Raw genomic sequence first — 19,306 nt, forward strand, 5'->3', positions numbered from 1 at the left:
ATTTCGTTGCTGCGATGCAAGACGGCGCGGCGCGCCACCTTCGCGCCGGGCCGGTGCGCGCCATTCTGGCATGGAAGGCCGCACGCGTCGTGCCCGTCGTGCCCGGGTCGCACGGGAGCCGCGCGATGAACCAGTTCGCCACGCTCGTCCCGTTCGGCCTCGCGCTGAGCCTGGCCAGCGCCAACGGCATCGTCTGCCTCGCCGGGCTGTCGCTGATCGAACGACTGATTCCCGTGCTGCCGTCGCACGTGCTGCTCGCGATGATCGGCGTCGCCGGTGCGCAAGGCGCGTGGACCTTGCCGGAAGCGATCGTCGTCACGGTGCTCGGCAGTTTCGCCGGCTGCCTCTTTCATTACGCGCTCGGCAATCTGTGGCCCGAAGACAGCGTGCTGCCCCTGCTGCGCCGCCTCGCACCGCTGGGCCGGCTGCAGCCCGCCAGAATCGACGCGCTGATCGAAAGCATCCGCGCGCGGCCCACGCGGCTCGCCCTCTGGTCGCAATTGGTGCCGTTCGTCCGGCTCGTCGCGCCGGCGCTCGCCGGATTGCTGGAAACGAGCTTCACGCGTTTCGCGTCCGGCGCCGCGGCCGGCATTGCGCTGTGGAACACGCTGTTCATCACGGCCGGCTATCTCGCCGCGCAAGCGGTCGCCTAGCCGCGCCTGTCATTGACCGATCGACCCTCCAGGAGCCTGTCGATGCGAATCCCCGAATGGATGCTGTTTCTGCGTAGCTGGTGGCACAACCCGCGCCGGGTCGGCGCACTCGCGCCGTCCGGTCCGGCGCTCGCCGCGTTGATCACCGCACAGGTACCGTGCGACGGCGCGTCCGTGATCGAACTCGGCGCCGGCACCGGCGTGTTCACGCGCGCGCTGCTCGCACGCGGCGTCGCGAGCGAGCGGCTGGTGTTGGTGGAAGCCGATCCCGCGTTCGCGAACGCGCTGCGGCATCAATTTCCGGCGTTGCGGGTGATGCAGATGGATGCGGCCGAGCTCGGGACGACGGGCGACTTCTTCGGCGGGCAGCGCGCGCACGCGATCGTGAGCGGGTTGCCGCTCGTCGCGATGCCGGTCGAACAAGCCGTCGCGATCGTGCAGTGCGCATTTGCGCGCCATCTGGCTGCCGGTGGCGCGTTCCATCAGTTCACCTATGTGCCGCGCTGCCCGATTCCCGCGCGCTATCTGGAAGCCATGCGCGTTCGCGCCGTGCGGGTCGGGGTCGCGTGGATGAATTTTCCGCCGGCCTTCGTGTATCGGTTCGAACGGCTGGGTGAGGTGGTCGGCCGGCACCGTGCCGCTGCGAAGCTGTCGCTGGATGAGGTTGCGCGAGCAACGGCTTCGTAGGGTCGAGACACGGCCCGGCTGTTCGTGCTGCCGGGCGCTGCCCCGGGCGACGGGTCGCGCGCGTTCGCTCCGGTCGCGCCGATCCCGGTCAATGGATCGACGCCGCCCAACACTCAATACAGGAAAATCCGGATCGTTGCGGCTGCATCGAAAGGCCCGATCTTCGGTGGTCCGAACGACTTGAGCACCGCATCGAGCAACACGCTCTGATTCGCGACGTTGGCCGGAAACTGCGTGAGCGTGAACTGCTTGTTGAACTCGATCGCCTTGCCCTGGCTGTCCTCGAGGCCGATGCCGAAGTTGCTCTTGCTTTCAGGCACCAGCAAGCCGTTCTGCACGATGCCTTTCGTCGCTTCGAAGTAACCGTCGACGCGCACCGGGATGCTGCATTTCTTCGTCAGCGACAGCGAAAACCGCCGGCGCGGCACGGCCGGCAGGAAGCCGTTGCCGGACGTCTGCACCTGCCCGAAATTGACGATGCCCGGCTCGGGCGTCACCAGCACGTCGACGAAGCACGGCGTCGGCTTGAGGTTGCGCAGGCCGCTCAGACGGTACTGGAAGCTTGTGCCGAATGCATTCAGTCCGAACTCGCCGTCGAACTGGAACACCGTATAGATATCGCTCGGCGGCTGGACCCAGTTGCCCTTCTTGCGCACGACGACCTGATAGTCGATGCTGATGCGCGTCTGCTGGCAACGCCCGCGGCCGAAGTCGTACCTGCTGCACGGCGGCACCGAATATCCGGTAAACACCCCGCCGCCGCGATTGCTGGTTTTGTCGAAATAGTCGACGCCCTTGTAGCGGATGCCGATCTCGAGCCCCCACGCGGCAGGGTCCGTGCGATTCGGATTCGCGTAGAAGTAAATGTTGTCGACAACCTTCAGGCTGCCGTCGTCACCCAGATCCTTGTAGCAGTACCCCGACGTCGTGCGCACCGGCGACACCCAGATCACATAGCCGTCCGGCGCGTCGGTCGGATACGACGCAACACCGCCGATCGGCTCAGTCAACGACGTCGCGCCGCTGTTGGTCAGGCAGCGCAGCGCCCACGCAGGCTGCACGGCCGCGAGCAGCAGCGCGAGTACGACCCAGCGCAACCATGCCGTCGACGATTCCCGCTGACGCATTCCCCCGCTCATTTCTTCACGCTCTTGCACACACCGGCCTCGCACGCATACTCGACCGCCACCTGGCCGCCGTAATCGTCGATATGCGTGACGAACAGCGTCGACGGCGTCGCCGCGTTGAACGGCACGTCGGCCGTGCTCATCGGGCCGACCATCACCGGCTCCATCGGCACGGGCGTCTTGTGTGCGCCCGACGCCACGTCGACCACCGTCACGTGGTAAGGCGTCGGGTTGTCCAACACCAGCTTGTGCGCCGCCGCATCCACCCGCAGCGTCATCGGCAGCGTCCAGTCCTCGTCGCGCGCGGGCTGCACGGCCTTCGGCCGGTAGAACAGCTTCATCTGCGTATGCAGCGCGATCTGCAGCGTGTTCGGCGTGTCGGTCTTCGGCGGCACTTCGCGGATGTTCAGGTAGAACACCGTTTCGCGATCGGCCGGCAGTTGCGCACCGGGCAGCTTCGCGATCCGCAGCACGTTGCGCTCGTTCGCCTCGACCCGCTGCAGCGGCGGCACGACCATCAGCGGCGACGTGATCTTGTTGCCCTTCGTATCCTCGAGCCACGACTGCACGAGATACGGATACGTCGTGCTCTTGTTGGTGATCGTCACGATCGCGGCCTGCTCGCCTTCGTTGAAGATCACGCGTGTGCGGTCGGGCACGATCGCCGCCTGCGCGGCGCCGGCGAGCAGCGCGCCGACGGTTGCGAACGCGCACAGCGCGCGCCGCGGGAAAGAACGGGAAATGGAATGCTTCATCGCTGGATCCGTAAATCATCGTTCGGCCCGCACGGCCGCTGCATGCGACTCGCCGGGCGGCTGGCACGTCACCGGAATCGGCGTGCCTTCGAGTTGGAGCTGGTTCGGCAGTGCGTCGATCGTGCAGAGCGTCCGTTCGCCCGCCCGCACCGCCAGCGTGGCTTTCGGCTGAACCTGGGTCAGGAACGCCGCGCCGCCTTCGCCCACGATGCCGAGTTCCTTGCCGTTCGCCGCGTCCTGCACCGACGCACCGAACGGCAGCGGCTTGCCGGCCGCGTCGGTCAGCGTCAGGTACAGGTTGCTGCCGCGCGCGGTGGAAAATTTCACGAAGCCGATCGCGCCGTCGGTCAGCACCATGCGCTGGATCGGGTTTGTCACCTGCACTTCGAGCGGCAGCTTCTCGACGTTGACCGTCGCGTCGTACACGTTGTACGGCGAGATGCCGTCGAGCACCGCGTAGCCGCGCGAGTCGGTATGCGTGAGCGTGCCGGACAGCGGCACGTCGGGCACGCCGTCGGTCGACACCAGCAGCCGCGTGTCGCCCGCATTGCCGTTCGCGTGCGCGGACACGCCGTACTGCGTCGCGACGAACGAGCCGTCGACTTCGAGCGACGCGGCCGCATACGCATTGGCGAGCGTCGACGCCTGCGCGGTGAGCTGGTACGCCGACGTGCGCTGGCGGAAGCTCGCGTTCGCCGACGCGCGGCCGTCCGTCGCGCCCGCATTGACCTGGTAGACGCGTCCGGCCGGGTCGTCGTAGATGTAGCCGGCGTTCGCGCTGGTGCTGCCGCTGCCCGTCGTCAGGTTCGACGTGACGGTGTGGTTGCCGCCGATCGGCAGCGTCGCGGTGACCGAGAACTGGTTGCCGCTCGCGCCCGCGCTCTGCGTGCGGAATGCCGACACGCTGACGTTCAGGTTGCGCAGCGTGCCGATCGAGAACGACCGCGTGAGCGTCAGGCCGACCCGCTGCTCGGACGCACGCGCCCAGTAGGTCGTCTGGTCGTACGAGAAATAGGTCGACGTATTGCCGAAGCGTTTCGACATCGTCGCCGAGTAGCGCTGCTTGCTGTTGGCGAGGCCGTACGACGTCGGATCGCCGGAGAATTGCGCGAAGTTGGTGTACTCGCGCTCGGAGAAACGGTAGCCGAAGAAGCGCACGTCGGCATCGAGCCCGTCGAAGTGTTTCGAATAGTTGATGCGATACGAGTTGCCGTTGCGTGTCGCGCCGTTCCACCACAGGCGCGCCCGCGCGTGCGTGACGTCGGCCGACACCGCGCCGAAGGCGCCGAAATCGCGGCCGACGCCGAGTGCGACCGACGTGTAGCCCGACGCCGCGATGAAGCCGCCATACGCGGTGATGTCGAACCGCAGACCGTACGCGATTTCGCCGAAACCGAAGAACGGCGTGATGCCGGCGCCGCCGAACAGGCGCGGCTTGCCGACCGCGGCCTTGTAGCGCAACTGTCCGGTGCGCGCGAGGAACGGCACGGCGGCGGTCGTCACCTGGAAGCGCTGCACGCTGCCGTCCTCTTCCTCGACCGCGACGTCGAGCGTGCCCTGCACGCTCGTGTTGATGTTCTGCAGCGCGAACGCGCCCGGCGACACGCGCGTCACGTACAGCACGCGACCGGCCTGCGACACGGTCACGGTCGCGTTGGTGCGCGCCACGCCCGAGATCAGCGGCGCATAGCCGCGCAGCGACGGCGGCAGCATGCGGTCGTCGCTGCGGATCGACGCGCCCGTCAGCGCGAACGTGTCGAAAATGTCCGAGCTCAGGTAGTCGTCGCCGAACGTCACCGTCGACTGGATCGACGGCAGCGCGCGAAATGCGTAAAGCCGGCTGAAGCGGAACGTGCGGTCCGCGTACGCCGTGTTACCCACGTTCGATTGCGCCTGGTAGTCGCCGCGCAAGCGCCACGCATCCCAGTTCGCGCCCACCGTCCCGTAGGCCTGGATCGAATTCGTCTGCCCGCCGGCCGCACCGAAGTTGCGGTTCGTGTTCGCGATCACGCGATAGTCCAGCATCGCGCCGGGAATCCCTTCGGACCAGTGATCCGGCGGCAGGTAAGTCGAATCGGTGAATTCGAGCGCGGCCTGCGGAATCGTGATCTTGAGCCGCCCGTCGCTTTTCAGGTAACGCACGGTCGCCCCTTCGATCGCCGCCAGGTCGACGCAAGCGCCGCCCCGGAAGCGCGGCAGGTCCTTGACCAGCGACGGCTTCAGGCCGAACCGAGCGACGAGCTCCGGTCGCAGGCACGGCTTGCCCGCGCCCGTTGCATCGACGGTCACGAATTCGATCGGCTGCAGTCCGAGGTACAGGTCGTTGACCTGCACGTCGAGCATGTACTCGCCGGGCAACGTGAAGTCCGGCTGCGAGAACTGCGACAGGTCGACGTTGCTCGTTCCGTCGATGTCGAGGAACGACGAATTGAATTCCGTCGCATGGCTCTGGCTGCCGACGACCAGCACGGAGACGCAAAGGAAGGAATGTCTGATTCGCACGCGGCGCTACCGGGAGTCCAGGGAGAAGGAAAACGGGAGGAAAGACGAAGGAGGAAGGGACGCACGCCCCCCTCCTCCGGTACGGACGCTTACTGGTAGCGGACCGTGAAGTTCGCGACGCCGTCGGCGGTACCCGGCGTCACGCCGGCTGCCGTCGCTTCGTACATCGCCGCGAAGCGCGCGGTGTTCGTGCCGTTCTGCAGCAGCGTCGGTGCCTTCTGCTCGGCACCGTTGTCGAGGTATTCGCCCGACGCGGACTGCAGGCGGATGCCGACGTTGGTTGCCGAACCGATCGTGGCAAGCAGCTTCGGCTGGCCGGCACTCGACGTGCCCGTGAACGTGAAGTACGCGTTCTGCGCGATGCTGGTGTCGCAGTCGGTCAGCTTGATGTCGAACGACACCGGGTCCGACTTGTCGCCGGCTTGCTTGAACTTGTTGGTCGGCACCTTGCCGAGCTGCACGGTCTGGTTGACCGAGTTCGAATCGATGCCGCATGCGCCCGCGACGATCTCGCCCGTGAAGTTGATCGTGCCGGTGCCCGCCGCGAAGGCCGAGGTGGACAGGGCCGCGAGTGCGACAGCGGTCAGGAGAGATTTTTTCATGACGTTTCCCGTAAGGAGTGCAAATGGAATGAACGACGTGGCGGACACAAACGGTAGCGTGTGGTGGCTCCCGTCCGACACGAGGCCGCATTATCGAGATAACCGTGAAAGATTTCTGTAAATCATTGTCAAATACATCTGACAATGTTTTCTTTATTCCTCTGGAACCTCATTCTTTCCTTTCGATTTCCAATTCCGGATCTTTAATCCGCAGTCATTTTTTATTTTCCGGAACCGATTGAAGATTAAGGGAATTTTTTGCCGGTAATCGGCTTGGCCGTGCCCCTCGTCGCTGGGGCCGGCTCGCACGCTGCCTCCATTCAAAGGACAAAACATTGTCCAGTGCCGCCATCGTTGTCCGATCGCAACACGAATATCGAGTCATTTTCAACTGACAGGAAATTAAAGACGGTATTTCATCAATATGGATTTATCGCGCAAACGATTGCGAAAAGCATACAAACGTTTTACTGCGACACTTTGCCGCCGCCATTGATTCCAATGCATTGATTAATTCGATCGTCAATTACCGATCGGGAATCGACAGCATGCGCGGCCGCCGGAACACGCCTGGCATGCCGGATCGGATGAGATGAGAAACGAAGAGACGCGGCACATGTTTACGCCGGCGGGCGACACGATTGGTCCACGGATGCGGACGCCGCCCCTGCGCGCGGCCGAGAGATGAGAACGATGCGCGGGCCGGCGAAAGGAAGCGCCGATGACGAAAGGCGGTACGGCGGGCGGTACGACGGGCGGTACGGCGGACAGCACGCCCTGTCGAAGCGGCGGCCGTACGTCGAATCGTACGGCCGCCATCATGTCGCCCGACACGCTGCGGTATCGGGCGACGAATCGCCCATCACGCGGAAGCCGCGGCCTCCGCCGATGCAAGCGCCCAGCCGCCGCCGAGCGCGCGATACAGCGCGATCGCATTTGCGAGCCTGAGCTGCCTGAGCCGAATCAGCTCCTGCCCCGACTCGTACGTGCTGCGCTGCGCGTCGAGCAGTTCGAGATAAGTCGCGACGCCGCCCGCATAACGACGCTCCGCGAGCTTCAGCCGCGCGCCGTCCGCCGCATACACGTCCTGCTGCGCGGCAAGCTGCCGGTCGATCCAGTCGCGCGTGGCGAACGCATCGGCCACTTCGCGAAACGCGGTCTGCACCGCCTTCTCGTATTCGGCGACCGCGATGTTCTTGCGCGCGTTCGCGACGTCGAGGTTTGCGCGATTGCGCCCGCCCGCGAAGATCGGCAGCGTGATGCGCGGCGCGAAGGTCCACACGCTCGTGCCGGCCGCGAACAGATTCGAGAACGCGTCGCTCACGGAGCCGTAGTCGGTCGTCAGCGCGATGCGCGGGAAGAACGCCGCGCGCGCCGCGCCGATGTTCGCGTTCGCGGCCTTCAGCCGTGCCTCGGCCTGCCGGATGTCCGGCCGCCGTTCGAGCAATTCGCTCGGCGCGCCCGGCGCCACGGGCGCGATCGACAGCGTGTCGAGCGCGGTCGCGTCGGCAGACACGTTGCGCGCGAAATCGCCCGCCAGCAGTTGCAGCGCCCGTACGGCCTGCGCATGCTCGCGCTGCAGCGCGGCCTGCGACGCGCGCGCGGATGCGACCAGCATCTCGGCCGAGCGCAGCTCGATCGCGTCGCTCGTGCCGGCGGCATAGCGGCGTTGCGTGAGCGCGGCCATCCGCTCACGCGCATCGAGCGTGCGCTGCGCCAGCGCACGCTGCTCGTGCAGCGCACGCTCCGATACGTACGCACCCGCCACTTCGGCGATCACACCGATGCGGACCGTTCGCTGCGCGTCGGCCGTCGCGAAGTATTCGGCGAGCGCCGCGTCGGACAGGTTGCGCACGCGGCCGAACAGGTCGAGCTCGTACGCGCTGACGCCGACGCCCGCGCGATACAGCCCGCTGATCGCGCTTTCGCGCACGACCGGATCGTACTGGCGCGCGCGTTCATAACCGAGCTGGGCATCGACCGACGGCATCCGGTCCGCACGCTGCACGCCGTACAACGCGCGCGCTTCCTCGAGCCGGCCGGCCGCGATCCGCAGGTCGCGGTTGTTCGCGAGCGCCGCATCGATCCACGCCTGCAGCGCCGGATCGGTGAAATACGCATGCCAGTCGTCGAGCAACGCGGCATCCTGCGCCGCGGCCGGGTCGGCCGCCGGCGCGGTACTGCCGTCGACCGGCGCATAGCTTGTCGGCACCGGCGCCGCCGGGCGCTCGTAACGCGGCGCGAGCGAGCAGCCGGCGAGCGCGAGTGCAGCGGCCAGCGCGGCCGGAACCCGCCGCGCGGCGCGCGCGTTCAGCGCAAACATCATGGTTGCGAACCCTCCATCGTCGCCGGCCGCGACCCGCCGCGCCGGCGCGGGCCGACGTCGAACAGGCGGCCGACGATCACGAAAAACAGCGGGACGAGAAACACCGCGAGCACGGTCGCCGTGATCACGCCGCCCAGCACACCGGTGCCGATCGCCATTTGCGCACCGGACGCGGCGCCCGATGCGAATGCGAGCGGCAGTACGCCGACGCCGAATGCGAGCGACGTCATCACGATCGGCCGCAGCCGCAGGCGCGCGGCCTCGAGCGCCGCGTCGACGAGCGACATGCGCTGCGCCACGAGATCCTTCGCGACTTCGACGATCAGGATCGCGTTCTTCGCGGACAGCCCGATCGTCGCGATCAGCCCCACCTTGAAATAGATGTCGTTCGGCATCGCCCGCAGCGTCACGCCGAGTACCGCGCCGATCACGCCGAGCGGGACGACCAGCATCACCGCGAACGGAATCGACCAGCTCTCGTAGAGCGCCGCGAGCGCGAGGAACACGACGAGCACCGACAGCGCGAACAACATCGGCGCCTGCGCGCCCGACAGCCGCTCCTCGAACGACTGCCCCGACCACGCATGGCCGATGCCGGCCGGCAACGTCGCGGCGATCCGCTCGATCGCGCTCATCGCCTCGCCGCTGCTGTGGCCTGCCGCGGCCGAGCCGTTGATCGTGAACGACGGATAGCCGTTGTAGCGCGTGAGCTGCGGCGGCCCGAGCGTCCAGTGCAGCGTCGCGAACGCCGCGAGCGGCACCATCTCGCCGCGCGCGTTGCGCACGCGCAGCTTCCTCACGTCGTCCGGATCGAGCCGGTGCAGCCCGTCGGCCTGCACCATCACGCGCCGCACCTGCGTGCCGTGCATGAAGTCGCCGATATAGTCGGAGCCGAACATCACCGCGAGCGTCGTGTTGATCTCGTCCATCGACACGCCGAGCGCGGACGCCTTCGTGCGATCGATGTCGAGCTTCAGTTGCGGCGCGTCCTGCGTGCCCGCGAACATCAGGTCGGTCAGCGCCGGATCCTTGTGCCCCGCCGCGAGCAGTTGCTCGCGTGCCGCGCTGAACGCCGCGTAGTCGAGCCCGCCGCGATTCTGCAGCCGGAAGTCGAAGCCGCTCGACGAACCGAGATCGGGCAGCGCCGGCGAATTCATCGCGAACACCGTCGTGTTCGGCGTGCCCGCGAAGCGCTCGTTGATGCGCGCGACGATCGACTGCACGTGATCGCGTGCGGCCTTGCGTTCCTTCCAGTTCTTCAGCGTGACGAAGATCATCCCGCCGTTCGGCCCTTCGCCGTACAGGTTGAAGCCGCCGAGCGCATACGTATAGGCGGTCGGCTCGTCGCGGCGGATGCTCGACTCGACCTCGCGCACGCTCTGCATCGTTTCCGCGAGCGGCGTGCCTTGCGGGCGAATCACCATCACCATGAAGTTGCCCTGGTCCTCGTCCGGCAGGAACGCGGTCGGCAACTGCGTGAGCATCAGCGCGGCCGCCGCGGTCAGCGCGCCGTACACGACGAGCCAGCGCAGCGGCTTCTTCAGCATCGTGCCGACCCGCGTCGCGTAGCGCTGTGTCGCGCGCGCGACGAAGCGGTTGAACCAGCCGAAGAAGCCGAGCTTCTCGTGATGGTCGCCGGACACCGGCTTGAGCAGCGTCGCGCACAGCGCGGGCGTCAACGACAGCGCGAGGAAGGCCGAGAAGCCGATCGATACCGCGAGCGACAGCGCGAACTGCCGATAGATGTTGCCCACCGCGCCGCCGAAGAACGCCATCGGCACGAACACCGACGTCAGCACCACGGTGATCCCGACGATCGCGCCGCTGATCTGCCGCATCGCCTTGACGGTCGCGTCGTAGGGCTGGAGCCCTTCCTCGACCATCAGCCGCTCGACGTTCTCGACGACGACGATCGCGTCGTCGACGAGGATGCCGATCGCGAGCACCATCCCGAACATCGTCAGCACGTTGATCGAGAAGCCGGCCGCATACATCACGCCGAACGTGCCCGCGAGCGCGACCGGCACGACGAGTGTCGGGATCAGCGTCGCGCGCAGGTTCTGCATGAACAGGAACATCACGAGGAACACCAGCACGCCGGCCTCGATCAGCGTCGTGACGACCTTGTTCATCGACACGCGCACGAACGACGACGTCTCGTACGGGATCTGGTATTTCACGCCCGGCGGGAAGTATGCGGACAGCTCGTCCATCGTCGCGCGCACGCGCTTCTCGGTGGACACCGCGTTCGAGCCCGGCGCGAGCTTGATGCCCATCCCGGTCGCGACCTTGCCGTTCACGTACGACGGATAGTTGTAGTCGTTGCCGCCGAATTCGACGCGCGCGACGTCGCGCAGGAACAGCGCGGAGCCGTCCGCCCGCGCGCGCAACGCGATCGCGCCGAAATCGGCCGGCGTCTTCAGCGGCGCGTCCGCGAACACGGTCGCCGCGATCGGCGCGCTGTCCGGCACCGCGCTGCGCCCGATGTCGCCGATCGTCACGCGCGCATTGTGCGCCCGCACGGCCGACGCGATGTCCGACGCGGTGAGGCCGTGCCCGGCCATCTTCACCGGGTCGGGCCAGATCCGCATCGCATATTCGGCGCCCCAGAACTGCACCTTGCCGACACCCTCGACGCGGCGCAGCGCCTGCACCACGTTCGCGGACGCGTATTCGCCGAGTTGCACGGCATTCATCCGGCCGTCGTCGGACGTCAGCGACACGACGAGCTGGATGTTGTCGGCCGCCTTCTCGACCTGGATGCCGTCGCGGCGCACGGGCTCGGGCAGGCGCGCATCGACCGTCTTCAGCCGGTTCTGCACTTCGACGGCCGCGAGATCGGCGTTCACGCCCTGCTTGAACGTCAGGTACAGCGACGCCGCCCCGGCGCTGCTCGTCGCCGACGTATACAGCAACCCCGGCGCCCCGTTCATCTCGCGCTCGATCAGCGCGGTCACCGATTCCTCGACGACCTGCGCGGACGCGCCCGGGTACGTCGCATAGATGCTGACGACGGGCGGCGCGATGTCCGGATACTGCGCGACGGGCAGCGCGCGGATCGCGAACAGGCCGCCCAGCATGATGAAGATGGCGATCACCCATGCGAAGACGGGGCGATCGATGAAGAAACGTGCCATGTTGGTTTGAACCGGTCAGGTTTGACGGGCGGCCGGCGAAGCGGCCGCTGCCGGCGCCGCCTTCGACGGCGGCGCCTTCTCGACGGGCTTGACGACCGTATCGGGCGCGAACTGCGCGGCGTCGTCGACGATCACGCGCTCACCGCCCGCGAGGCCGCGCGTGATGCGCCAGTCGTGGCCGCTCATCTGGTCGGCCGTGACTTCGACGTCCCTGACCTTGCCGTTCGCGCCGACCACGCGCACCGACGTCCGGTCGGTCGTGCGCAGCAGCGCGTCGCGCGGCACGAGGATCGCCCGCTGGTCGACCGCCGTGTCGAGCGAGATCCGCACATACGCGCCGGGCAGCAGCTCGCGCTCCGGATTCGGAAACAGCGCGCGCATCGCGACGGTGTCGGTGGTCGGATCGACCGCGAGATCGCTGAACAGCAACTTGCCCTTCAGCGGATACGTAGTGCCGTCGGCGCGCAGCAGCGTCACCGCGACGTCGTGCTGCGCGATGCCCGTCGCGCGCCCGCTCTTCACCGCGCGACGCAATGCGTCGACGTCGGCGGCCGGCTGCGAGAAGTTCACGTAGATCGGATCGAGCTGCTCGACGGTCGTGAGCGGCGTCGCCTGGTCCTGGCCGACGAGCGCGCCCTCGGTCACGAGCGCGCGCCGTGCGCGACCCGCGATCGGCGCGGTGACGGTCGCGTAGTCGAGCTGCAGTTGAGCCCGCGCGAGTTCGGCCTTCGCGGATACGACTTCGGCCTTCGCCTGCGTGTCGGCCGCGACGGCCTCGGTGTGGTCGCGCTCGCTCACCGCGCGATCGCGCACGAGATCGTCGTAACGGCGACGCTTGTCGGTCGCCGCGAGCGCGGCGGCCTGCGCCTTCGCGAGCGCGCCCTGCGCGGCGTCGCGTGCGGCCTTCAGTGGTGCGGGATCGATGCGGAACAGCACCGCGCCCTGCTTCACTTCCTGGCCTTCCTCGTAGGTACGTGCGGTGACGATGCCCGCGACCCGCGCGCGGACCTCCGCCTGCCGGTATGCGTCGAGCCGGCCCGGCAGTTCGACGGTCATTGGCACGGCCGTCGGGCGTACCGTCACGACGGTGGCCTGCTTCGCGGTCTCCGGCGCGGCGTCCTTGTCGCCCTTTCCGCATCCGGCCACGGCCAGCAAGGCTGCGAGCGCGAACGGCGCCAGCCGCATGCGGCGCCACAGGGTGCGTTTGTTATTCATGTTCTGACCTCGGATCACTCGCCGCCGATACAATGCGGCGGCTCAGGGTGGCCGATTATAATCAGTCACGACTGATTAAATACAGACGACTTCAATCTGGCCCGCACATTGTCTCAATAAAACGACAGCGAACTGTAAGGAATTTCACGACATGGCCCGCAAGACCCGGGAAGAATCGCTCGCCATCAAGCACCGTATCCTCGACGCCGCCGAACTCGTGCTGCTCGAGCGCGGCGTCGCGCAAACCGCGATGGCGGACCTCGCCGAGGCCGCCGGGATGTCGCGGGGCGCCGTGTACGGCCACTACCGCAACAAGATGGAAGTGTGTCTGGCAATGTGCGACCGCGCGTTCGCGCGCACCTCGGAAGGTTTCGACGCGGGCGATGGCCTGCCGCCGTTCGCGACGCTGCGGCGCGCCGCGTCGCACTACCTGCAGGAATGCGGCGAGCCGGGCCCCATGCAGCGCGTGCTGGTGATTCTCTATACGAAGTGCGAGCAGAGCGAGGAAAACGGTGCGCTGCAACGGCGGCGCATGCTGCTCGAGTTGCAGATGCTGCGCATCACCAAGGCGCTGCTGCGTCGCGCGATCGCCGCCGGCGAAGTCGCCGCCGATCTCGACGTGCATCTGGCCGCCGTCTATCTCGTGTCGCTGCTCGAAGGCGTGTTCGCGTCGATGATCTGGACCAACCGGCTGCGCGGCAATCTGTGGAACGACGCCGAGGCGATGCTCGACGCCGGTTTCGACGCCGTCCGCACCTCCGCCGCCCTCCGCCGACGCGCGCAAAAATTGCCTGACCGACCAAAATCGTCGTAACAAATGCTGATTTAACCCGATTTACCGCAGTGCGAAACGAATGAGCTGACCCCCTTTAAAATTTTTAACGTTTCGCGGAACATCGGTAGACTGACGCTGTCATTTTTCTTTAGCGTCTGCGTGATACCGGGTTCGACCCGGTATGCACGCCGCCGTTCGAAGCGGGCCCACCCCGCGCGTTGGGTCGAACGGAAACGACACAGGCCCCTGGCGGGGCCTGTTTTGTTGCACGCCCGCCGCCCGCCCCGTCGCCTTTCGACGATGTGCCGCCGGTGGCCCCCGCCCACACCCCTTTGAACCGCTTTCCTGGATGTGGACACCTTGGTCAAGTCCGTCGTAACCCCTGATGCCGTCGCGCCCGGCCGTGCGCAGCGCGCCGTGCGCGCGCTCGTGCCGGCCGCCGTGCTCGGCGCCCTCGCCACATTTGGCCTCGCCGCCGCGCTGCCGGCGGTGTCGCAACTGCCGGGCGCCGTCGACTCGGGCACGGCCGCGCTGCCGCAGCGCGTGCTGTCCGATACGCCGTTTCCCACCGCGCAGCATTTCGTGACGAGCGAGCTCGCCCGCACGATCGGCGAGCGCAACGAACACGTCGAGCGCAACGATCGCAGCCTGCAGCCGGGCCTGTTCGCACCGCTCAGCGCGCATCGCAACGACATGCTCGGCTATGCGAGCCTGTTCCAGTTCGCGTCGCCCGAACAGCAGCACGGGATGCGCGCGGGCGACATCGAGCTCACGCTGTCCGATACGCTGAACCGCCTCGACGTGCCGCCCGAAGTGCGCATCCAGCTCGGCGATCTCGTCACCGGCAAGGTCGCGATGCGCGCGAGTGCGCAGCGCGGCGACTATTACCGCATCGCGTTCGACACGAACGACGGTACGCCGCGCGTCACCGCGCTCGAGCTGCGCGTCGCCGGCCGCACGTTCGGCGCGATCTGGTTCCGCGCGCCCGGCGCCGAGCACGGCGCGTACTACACGCTCGACGGTTCGCCGCTCGAAGCTGCCGCGTTCACGATGCCGGTCAAGTGGACGCGCATCAGCTCGTTCTTCGGCGAGCGCATCCATCCGCTGTCGCAGGCGATGGCGTTCCATACGGGTGTCGATCTCGCCGCGCCCAGCGGCACGCCGGTCGATGCGGCCGCCGACGGCGTCGTGTCGTTCGTCGGCACCGATCCGGGCGGCTACGGCCGCTATGTGATCGTCGATCATGCGGACGGCTATTCGACCTACTACGCGCACCTGTCCGCGTTCGCGCGCGGGCTGAAGGTCGGCGAAACCGTGAAGCAAGGCCAGCGCATCGGCTCGGTCGGGATGACGGGCGCCGCAACGGGCCCGCACCTGCATTTCGAGGTGCGAGTCGCGAACGATCCGGTCGATCCGCTCGTCACGCTCGCGAGCGCGCAGACGGCGCTGTCCGACATGCAGCTCACCGCGTTCCGTCAGGAAGCCGCGCAATGGCGCTTGCGCCTCGCGTCGATCAGTACGACGCCGTTCGCGTTCACGCAGAACGACGGGCCGCTGTGGGGCGATTTCGCGACCGGTTCGTCGACGCTGCGCGCGGTGTTCGATACGCATTACAGCGCGTCCTGACGCGCGAACGCCGGCACTCACGCCAAGAATCGCACCGCGGCCACAGCAGCATGCTCACGCCCGTCGCCGCTCGACCCGCGGCGACGCGGCCCCCATCTTCATCACCGGAAATCCGCCGCCTGCATCGGGCGGCACGCCGTCACCGCGCGGGTTCGGTGCGCTCCGCCGCCTGCGCGATGCGCGGCGCCCTCGGGCGCCGCGACAGCAACCACCGCGCCGCGCCGTCGAGCGACGTGCACAGCACCAGATAAATCGCCGCGACGAACAGGAAGATCGGCGCCGGATACACCATCAGCCGGTTGTTCACCTGGGTCGCGACGAACGACAGCTCCGGCACGCCGACGATATACGCGAGCGACGTGTCCTTCACGAGCGCGACCCACTGGTTGACGAACGACGGCGTCATGATCCGGATCGCCTGCGGCAGCAGCACGTAGCGCACCGTCTGCCAGCGCGTGAGGCCAAGCGACAGCCCGGCCTGCCATTGCCCGTCGCCCGCCGCGACGATCCCCGCATGCACCGCATGCGCGAGATACGCGCCGCCGACCAGCGCCAGCGCGCACACGACCGTCGCGAGCCCCGGCACGTCCATGTGCAGCAGCACGGGCATCAGGAAATACGTCCAGAAGATCAGCATCAGCACCGGAATCGCGCGAAAGAAGCCGATGAACGCGAGCAGCAGCACGCGCGCCGGACCGCGTGCGAGCGCCATCGCGACGCCGAGCGCCACGCCGAGCCCGGCCGACGCAATCGCGGACGCGAGCGCCAGCACCAGCGACAGCGCGGCGCCGCCGAGCGGGCCGTCCGGAAACGCGCCGACGAGCAGGTACGGCAAATTGGAGACGAGCAGCGAAAGATCCATCGTCAGCGCCCCGCTCCGAGCCGGTCGCGCCATTGCGTCGCCGCGTACGCACCGGCTTCGATCGCGGCCACCGTCGCGACGTACAGCAGCGTCGCGACGCCGAACGCGGCGAACGTCCTGAACGTTTCGGTCTCGACCTGCCGCGACGCATACGACAACTCGGCGACGCCGATCGCCATCGCGAGCGACGAGTTCTTCACGAGATTCATGTATTGGCCGAACAGCGGCGGCAGCGCGATGCGCACGGCCTGCGGCAGCACCACGTAGTGCAGCGACTGCATCGGCGTGAGTCCGAGCGCGGCCGCCGCATCGTGTTGCGCACGTCGCACGCCGCGCAGGCCGGCTTCGCATTCCTCGGCGACGAATGCCGCCGTATAGGCGCTCAGGCCGACCCAGCCCGCGACGAATTCGAACGACGGCCACGCGAGCGTAAACGGGCCCACGCTCACCGCATGGCGCGCGTTGAGCCACGCGACCCACGTATCGGGCAGCAACGACGCGACGCCGAAATACCAGAACAGCAACTGCACGAGCAGCGGCGTGTTGCGAAACGCGACGACGTATGCGGCGGCGACCGTGCGCGGCGCCCTGCCGCGCGCATGCCGCATCACGGCGAGCAGTAGCCCGCCGACGGTCGCGGCGACGGCCGACGCGGCCGCGAGGCCGAGTGTCAGCAGGAAGCCCTGCCAGAGCCAGGACAGATATTTGGGAGCCAACCCGAGCATGCTGTGGCGCGCGCGAAGCGCACGTTCGGATGAAAACGAAAAGCGCCGCACGGCCGACGTTCAGGCCGATCGCGGCGCACGTGCGTGACCGATCAGGTCTTGTCGCCGATACGGAAAATGCGCGTGAGCGGCGTTTTCGTGGTCGGCCCGAACCATGCGTCGTAGATCTGCGTGGCGCGACCGCTCGCCTCGAGCCCCTTCAGCGTGTCGTTGACGAAGCCGAGCAGGCGCGTCTCGCCCTTCGGCACGCCGACACCCATGTAGTCGTTCGAGATCGTGAACGCCGGGATCTCGTAGTTCTGCTTGTCGGGCACGTTCGCGAGTAGGCCGATCAGTTTCGGGCCGTCCTGCGTGATGGCCTGCACGTTGCCGGCGCGCAGCGCGGCGAACGCGAACGGCGTGTCGTCGTACGCGACGATCGTCGCCTTCGGGAATTTCTCGCGCAGCGTGATCTCGTTGGTCGTGCCCTTGTCCGCGCCGACGCGCAGGCCGTTCAACTGGTCTGCCGATTTCAGCACGCCCTTCTTCGCGAGAAACTGCTGGCCCGACGAGAAATACGGAATGCTGAAGTCGACCTGCTTCGCGCGCTCGTCGGTGATCGTGAAATTCGCGAGCACGAGATCGACCTTGCCGGACGTCAGGAACGGGATGCGGTTCGCGGGGTTCGTCGGTTGCAGTTGCAGCTTCACGCCGAGCTTGTCGGCCAGCGCCTTCGCATAATCGACGTCGAGACCGACGATGCGGTTGCTTTTCGCGTCGACATAGCCGAACGGCGGATTGCTGTCGAACGTCGCGACGCGCAGCACGCCGGCCTTCCTGATGTCGTCGAGACGGTCCGCATGCGCGACGGTGCCTGCGGTAACGAGCGCGACCCCGATGAGCCACGTAGCGAGCGTGTTGATTTTCATGAGCACGACCTGATTTGTTATGGAGGCCGCCGCGGATCGCGCGGCGGCACGGTTCGAAGAACATCGCGACGAAGTGTGTCGTCGCGAAGCCGCTAACGTATCAGCGCGTGCGGCGAACTCGAACCAATAAATGGTGCTTTGCTCTGCGGGTTTCGTGATGAGGCACGCATCGCGCGCCGCGTCACGGAAACGTGAACGAGAATTCCGCCCCACCGCCCGCATAGCCGGGCGCCAGTTCCCCGTCCGCGCCGGTACGGATGTACTGCGCACGCAGCGGCATCACGGCCATGTCGCCCGTGCGTCGCATCGGATACTCGGTCGCTGCGCCCGGCTCGCCGTACGCGATCCGCTCGCCGGTCAGCGCGTTCGTCATCACGATGTTGAATCCGCGCGCGACCGTCTGCCCTGCCGGCGCGCTCAGTTGCAGCAGCGTCTTGTCGGGATTCGGCTGCGCGGCCTTGTCGCGGAAGCTGATCGACGGCTTGGCCGACGCTGCGCACTGGCTGAGCGCGATATCGAAACTGACCGGCTTCGACGTCGCGTTCAGGCTCGGAAAATTGCTGATCGAGAAGTTGCCGAGCGTCACCGGCACGATCTCCTTCGACTGCACCTCGCAGCGGTTCGGCACATGAATCTCGCACTCGCTGCCAATGCACACGTTGCCGACCCCGACGAAAGCCTTCAACTGCTTGCAAAGGTTCGGCGGGCTTGTCTGCTCGGGCACCGCCACGGTGCCGCCGACCGTTGCGACACCTTTCGGCAAGTCGAGCGCGTAAATCGCGACGGTCGGATTGCCCGGCAGATTCTTGACGACCAGCTTGCCCGGCGGCAATTGTGAAACCGGCTTGGCGAGCACCAGGAATTGTCGGAAGCGCATCATTCGCGAATCGGTACCCCCGGCGCCCGACTGGATGAGTGCTTGCTTCGCGGTCGCCACCGGCAGCGTGCCTTGCTGCAGCGTGCGCTCGACGCCGTCATCGGATACGCCCGCCCATTTGAAGCCGATGCCATCGACGTTCGTCTGCGCGACGCCGTCCGCGACGATACTGCCCGGCGTCCAATGTGCCGCACTCACGAGTTCGTGTGCCGTCGGAGCCATGCTGCCGTACTTGAACGTCACCATGAGCGAAACGGTGCGCTTGTACAGGATCGCGTTGTTCGGTGTCGTGCTCGTCAACGGCGTCTGCATTTGCCAGGGTGTCGCTTCGACGTTGCTGAAACTGCAATCCAGCGCCGTCGCGTTACTACCGCTTTGCGCCATGACGTGCGTGCCGAACGCAAGCATCAGATATCCCATCATCGTCAGGCGTCGTATCGCCCGGCCGATACGCCCGGGCCTGCACCATTGAATCGTCTTCATGCTGCCCCACCTTTGTATCGCTGGCTGGCGGGCGTGCCGATCGGCA

General features: G+C 67.0%; 15 protein-coding genes. 4 read left to right on the plus strand and 11 right to left on the minus strand.

Annotated features, from left to right (window positions below):
- The first annotated feature begins 125 nt into the window (after positions 1-125).
- Both WT24_RS19240 and WT24_RS19245 read left to right on the plus strand, forming a co-directional pair.
- Positions 126-653: a DedA family protein gene (locus tag WT24_RS19240; RefSeq protein WP_060035645.1), complete on the plus strand. Its 528-nt coding sequence runs from the start codon at positions 126-128 to the stop codon at positions 651-653.
- Between the two features lie 42 nt (positions 654-695).
- Complete coding sequence (locus tag WT24_RS19245; protein WP_156441836.1) at positions 696-1,340, plus strand: class I SAM-dependent methyltransferase; 645 nt, start codon at positions 696-698, stop codon at positions 1,338-1,340.
- Between the two features lie 113 nt (positions 1,341-1,453).
- On the opposite strand, the gene WT24_RS19250 is transcribed toward WT24_RS19245, so the two are convergent.
- From WT24_RS19250 to WT24_RS19280, 7 genes are all read right to left on the minus strand, one after another.
- On the minus strand, positions 1,454-2,479 hold the full coding sequence (locus WT24_RS19250) for a fimbrial protein (protein ID WP_060035555.1): 1,026 nt from the start codon (positions 2,477-2,479) through the stop codon (positions 1,454-1,456).
- Positions 2,476-3,222, minus strand: a complete 747-nt coding sequence (locus WT24_RS19255) for a molecular chaperone (protein WP_060035558.1) — start codon at positions 3,220-3,222, stop codon at positions 2,476-2,478. Before WT24_RS19255 ends, WT24_RS19250 begins: the two co-directional genes overlap by 4 nt.
- Before the next feature lie 15 nt (positions 3,223-3,237).
- Positions 3,238-5,691: a fimbria/pilus outer membrane usher protein gene (locus tag WT24_RS19260; protein ID WP_060035559.1), complete on the minus strand. Its 2,454-nt coding sequence runs from the start codon at positions 5,689-5,691 to the stop codon at positions 3,238-3,240.
- Positions 5,692-5,813: 122 nt separating this feature from the next.
- Positions 5,814-6,326, minus strand: coding sequence for a fimbrial protein (locus WT24_RS19265; RefSeq protein ID WP_059498958.1), 513 nt, complete (start codon positions 6,324-6,326; stop codon positions 5,814-5,816).
- An 862-nt stretch (positions 6,327-7,188) separates the two neighbouring features.
- Positions 7,189-8,649, minus strand: a complete 1,461-nt coding sequence (locus WT24_RS19270) for an efflux transporter outer membrane subunit (RefSeq protein WP_060035647.1) — start codon at positions 8,647-8,649, stop codon at positions 7,189-7,191.
- Positions 8,649-11,789 carry a multidrug efflux RND transporter permease subunit gene (locus WT24_RS19275; RefSeq protein ID WP_060035561.1) on the minus strand — a complete coding sequence of 1,047 codons (3,141 nt, stop codon included), beginning with the start codon at positions 11,787-11,789 and terminating at the stop codon, positions 8,649-8,651. The genes WT24_RS19270 and WT24_RS19275 overlap by 1 nt, the downstream gene beginning before the upstream one ends.
- Before the next feature lie 15 nt (positions 11,790-11,804).
- Positions 11,805-13,004, minus strand: coding sequence for a MexX/AxyX family multidrug efflux RND transporter periplasmic adaptor subunit (locus tag WT24_RS19280; protein ID WP_060035563.1), 1,200 nt, complete (start codon positions 13,002-13,004; stop codon positions 11,805-11,807).
- A gap of 151 nt (positions 13,005-13,155) precedes the next feature.
- On the opposite strand from WT24_RS19280, the gene WT24_RS19285 reads away from it, so the two are divergent.
- Positions 13,156-13,818 carry a TetR family transcriptional regulator gene (locus WT24_RS19285; RefSeq protein ID WP_059498961.1) on the plus strand — a complete coding sequence of 221 codons (663 nt, stop codon included), beginning with the start codon at positions 13,156-13,158 and terminating at the stop codon, positions 13,816-13,818.
- 321 nt (positions 13,819-14,139) lie between these two features.
- Positions 14,140-15,405, plus strand: coding sequence for a M23 family metallopeptidase (locus WT24_RS19290; RefSeq protein WP_060035565.1), 1,266 nt, complete (start codon positions 14,140-14,142; stop codon positions 15,403-15,405).
- A 139-nt stretch (positions 15,406-15,544) separates the two neighbouring features.
- On the opposite strand, the gene WT24_RS19295 is transcribed toward WT24_RS19290, so the two are convergent.
- From WT24_RS19295 to WT24_RS19310, 4 genes are all read right to left on the minus strand, one after another.
- On the minus strand, positions 15,545-16,267 hold the full coding sequence (locus WT24_RS19295; protein ID WP_059499094.1) for an amino acid ABC transporter permease: 723 nt from the start codon (positions 16,265-16,267) through the stop codon (positions 15,545-15,547).
- A 2-nt stretch (positions 16,268-16,269) separates the two neighbouring features.
- On the minus strand, positions 16,270-16,992 hold the full coding sequence (locus WT24_RS19300) for an amino acid ABC transporter permease (protein ID WP_060035567.1): 723 nt from the start codon (positions 16,990-16,992) through the stop codon (positions 16,270-16,272).
- A gap of 92 nt (positions 16,993-17,084) precedes the next feature.
- Positions 17,085-17,900 (minus strand): ABC transporter substrate-binding protein, encoded by an 816-nt coding sequence (locus WT24_RS19305; protein ID WP_059498964.1) that lies wholly within the window; start codon positions 17,898-17,900, stop codon positions 17,085-17,087.
- 181 nt (positions 17,901-18,081) lie between these two features.
- On the minus strand, positions 18,082-19,260 hold the full coding sequence (locus WT24_RS19310) for a fimbrial protein (RefSeq protein ID WP_059789832.1): 1,179 nt from the start codon (positions 19,258-19,260) through the stop codon (positions 18,082-18,084).
- Between the last annotated feature and the right edge of the window lie 46 nt (positions 19,261-19,306).

This window comes from Burkholderia sp. MSMB1078WGS (assembly GCF_001528895.1).
Lineage (GTDB): Bacteria > Pseudomonadota > Gammaproteobacteria > Burkholderiales > Burkholderiaceae > Burkholderia.

Bases quoted from the DNA above. Each gene is read 5' to 3' on its own strand.
- WT24_RS19255 (WP_060035558.1), bottom strand. From the start codon at position 3,222: ATGAAGCATTCCATTTCCCGTTCTTTCCCGCGGCGCGCGCTGTGCGCG.
- WT24_RS19300 (WP_060035567.1), bottom strand. From the start codon at position 16,992: ATGCTCGGGTTGGCTCCCAAATATCTGTCCTGGCTCTGGCAGGGCTTC.
- WT24_RS19310 (WP_059789832.1), bottom strand. From the start codon at position 19,260: ATGAAGACGATTCAATGGTGCAGGCCCGGGCGTATCGGCCGGGCGATA.
- WT24_RS19265 (WP_059498958.1), bottom strand. From the start codon at position 6,326: ATGAAAAAATCTCTCCTGACCGCTGTCGCACTCGCGGCCCTGTCCACC.
- WT24_RS19305 (WP_059498964.1), bottom strand. From the start codon at position 17,900: ATGAAAATCAACACGCTCGCTACGTGGCTCATCGGGGTCGCGCTCGTT.
- WT24_RS19250 (WP_060035555.1), bottom strand. From the start codon at position 2,479: ATGAGCGGGGGAATGCGTCAGCGGGAATCGTCGACGGCATGGTTGCGC.
- WT24_RS19285 (WP_059498961.1), top strand. From the start codon at position 13,156: ATGGCCCGCAAGACCCGGGAAGAATCGCTCGCCATCAAGCACCGTATC.
- WT24_RS19280 (WP_060035563.1), bottom strand. From the start codon at position 13,004: ATGAATAACAAACGCACCCTGTGGCGCCGCATGCGGCTGGCGCCGTTC.
- WT24_RS19295 (WP_059499094.1), bottom strand. From the start codon at position 16,267: ATGGATCTTTCGCTGCTCGTCTCCAATTTGCCGTACCTGCTCGTCGGC.
- WT24_RS19275 (WP_060035561.1), bottom strand. From the start codon at position 11,789: ATGGCACGTTTCTTCATCGATCGCCCCGTCTTCGCATGGGTGATCGCC.
- WT24_RS19270 (WP_060035647.1), bottom strand. From the start codon at position 8,649: ATGTTTGCGCTGAACGCGCGCGCCGCGCGGCGGGTTCCGGCCGCGCTG.
- WT24_RS19245 (WP_156441836.1), top strand. From the start codon at position 696: ATGCGAATCCCCGAATGGATGCTGTTTCTGCGTAGCTGGTGGCACAAC.
- WT24_RS19240 (WP_060035645.1), top strand. From the start codon at position 126: ATGAACCAGTTCGCCACGCTCGTCCCGTTCGGCCTCGCGCTGAGCCTG.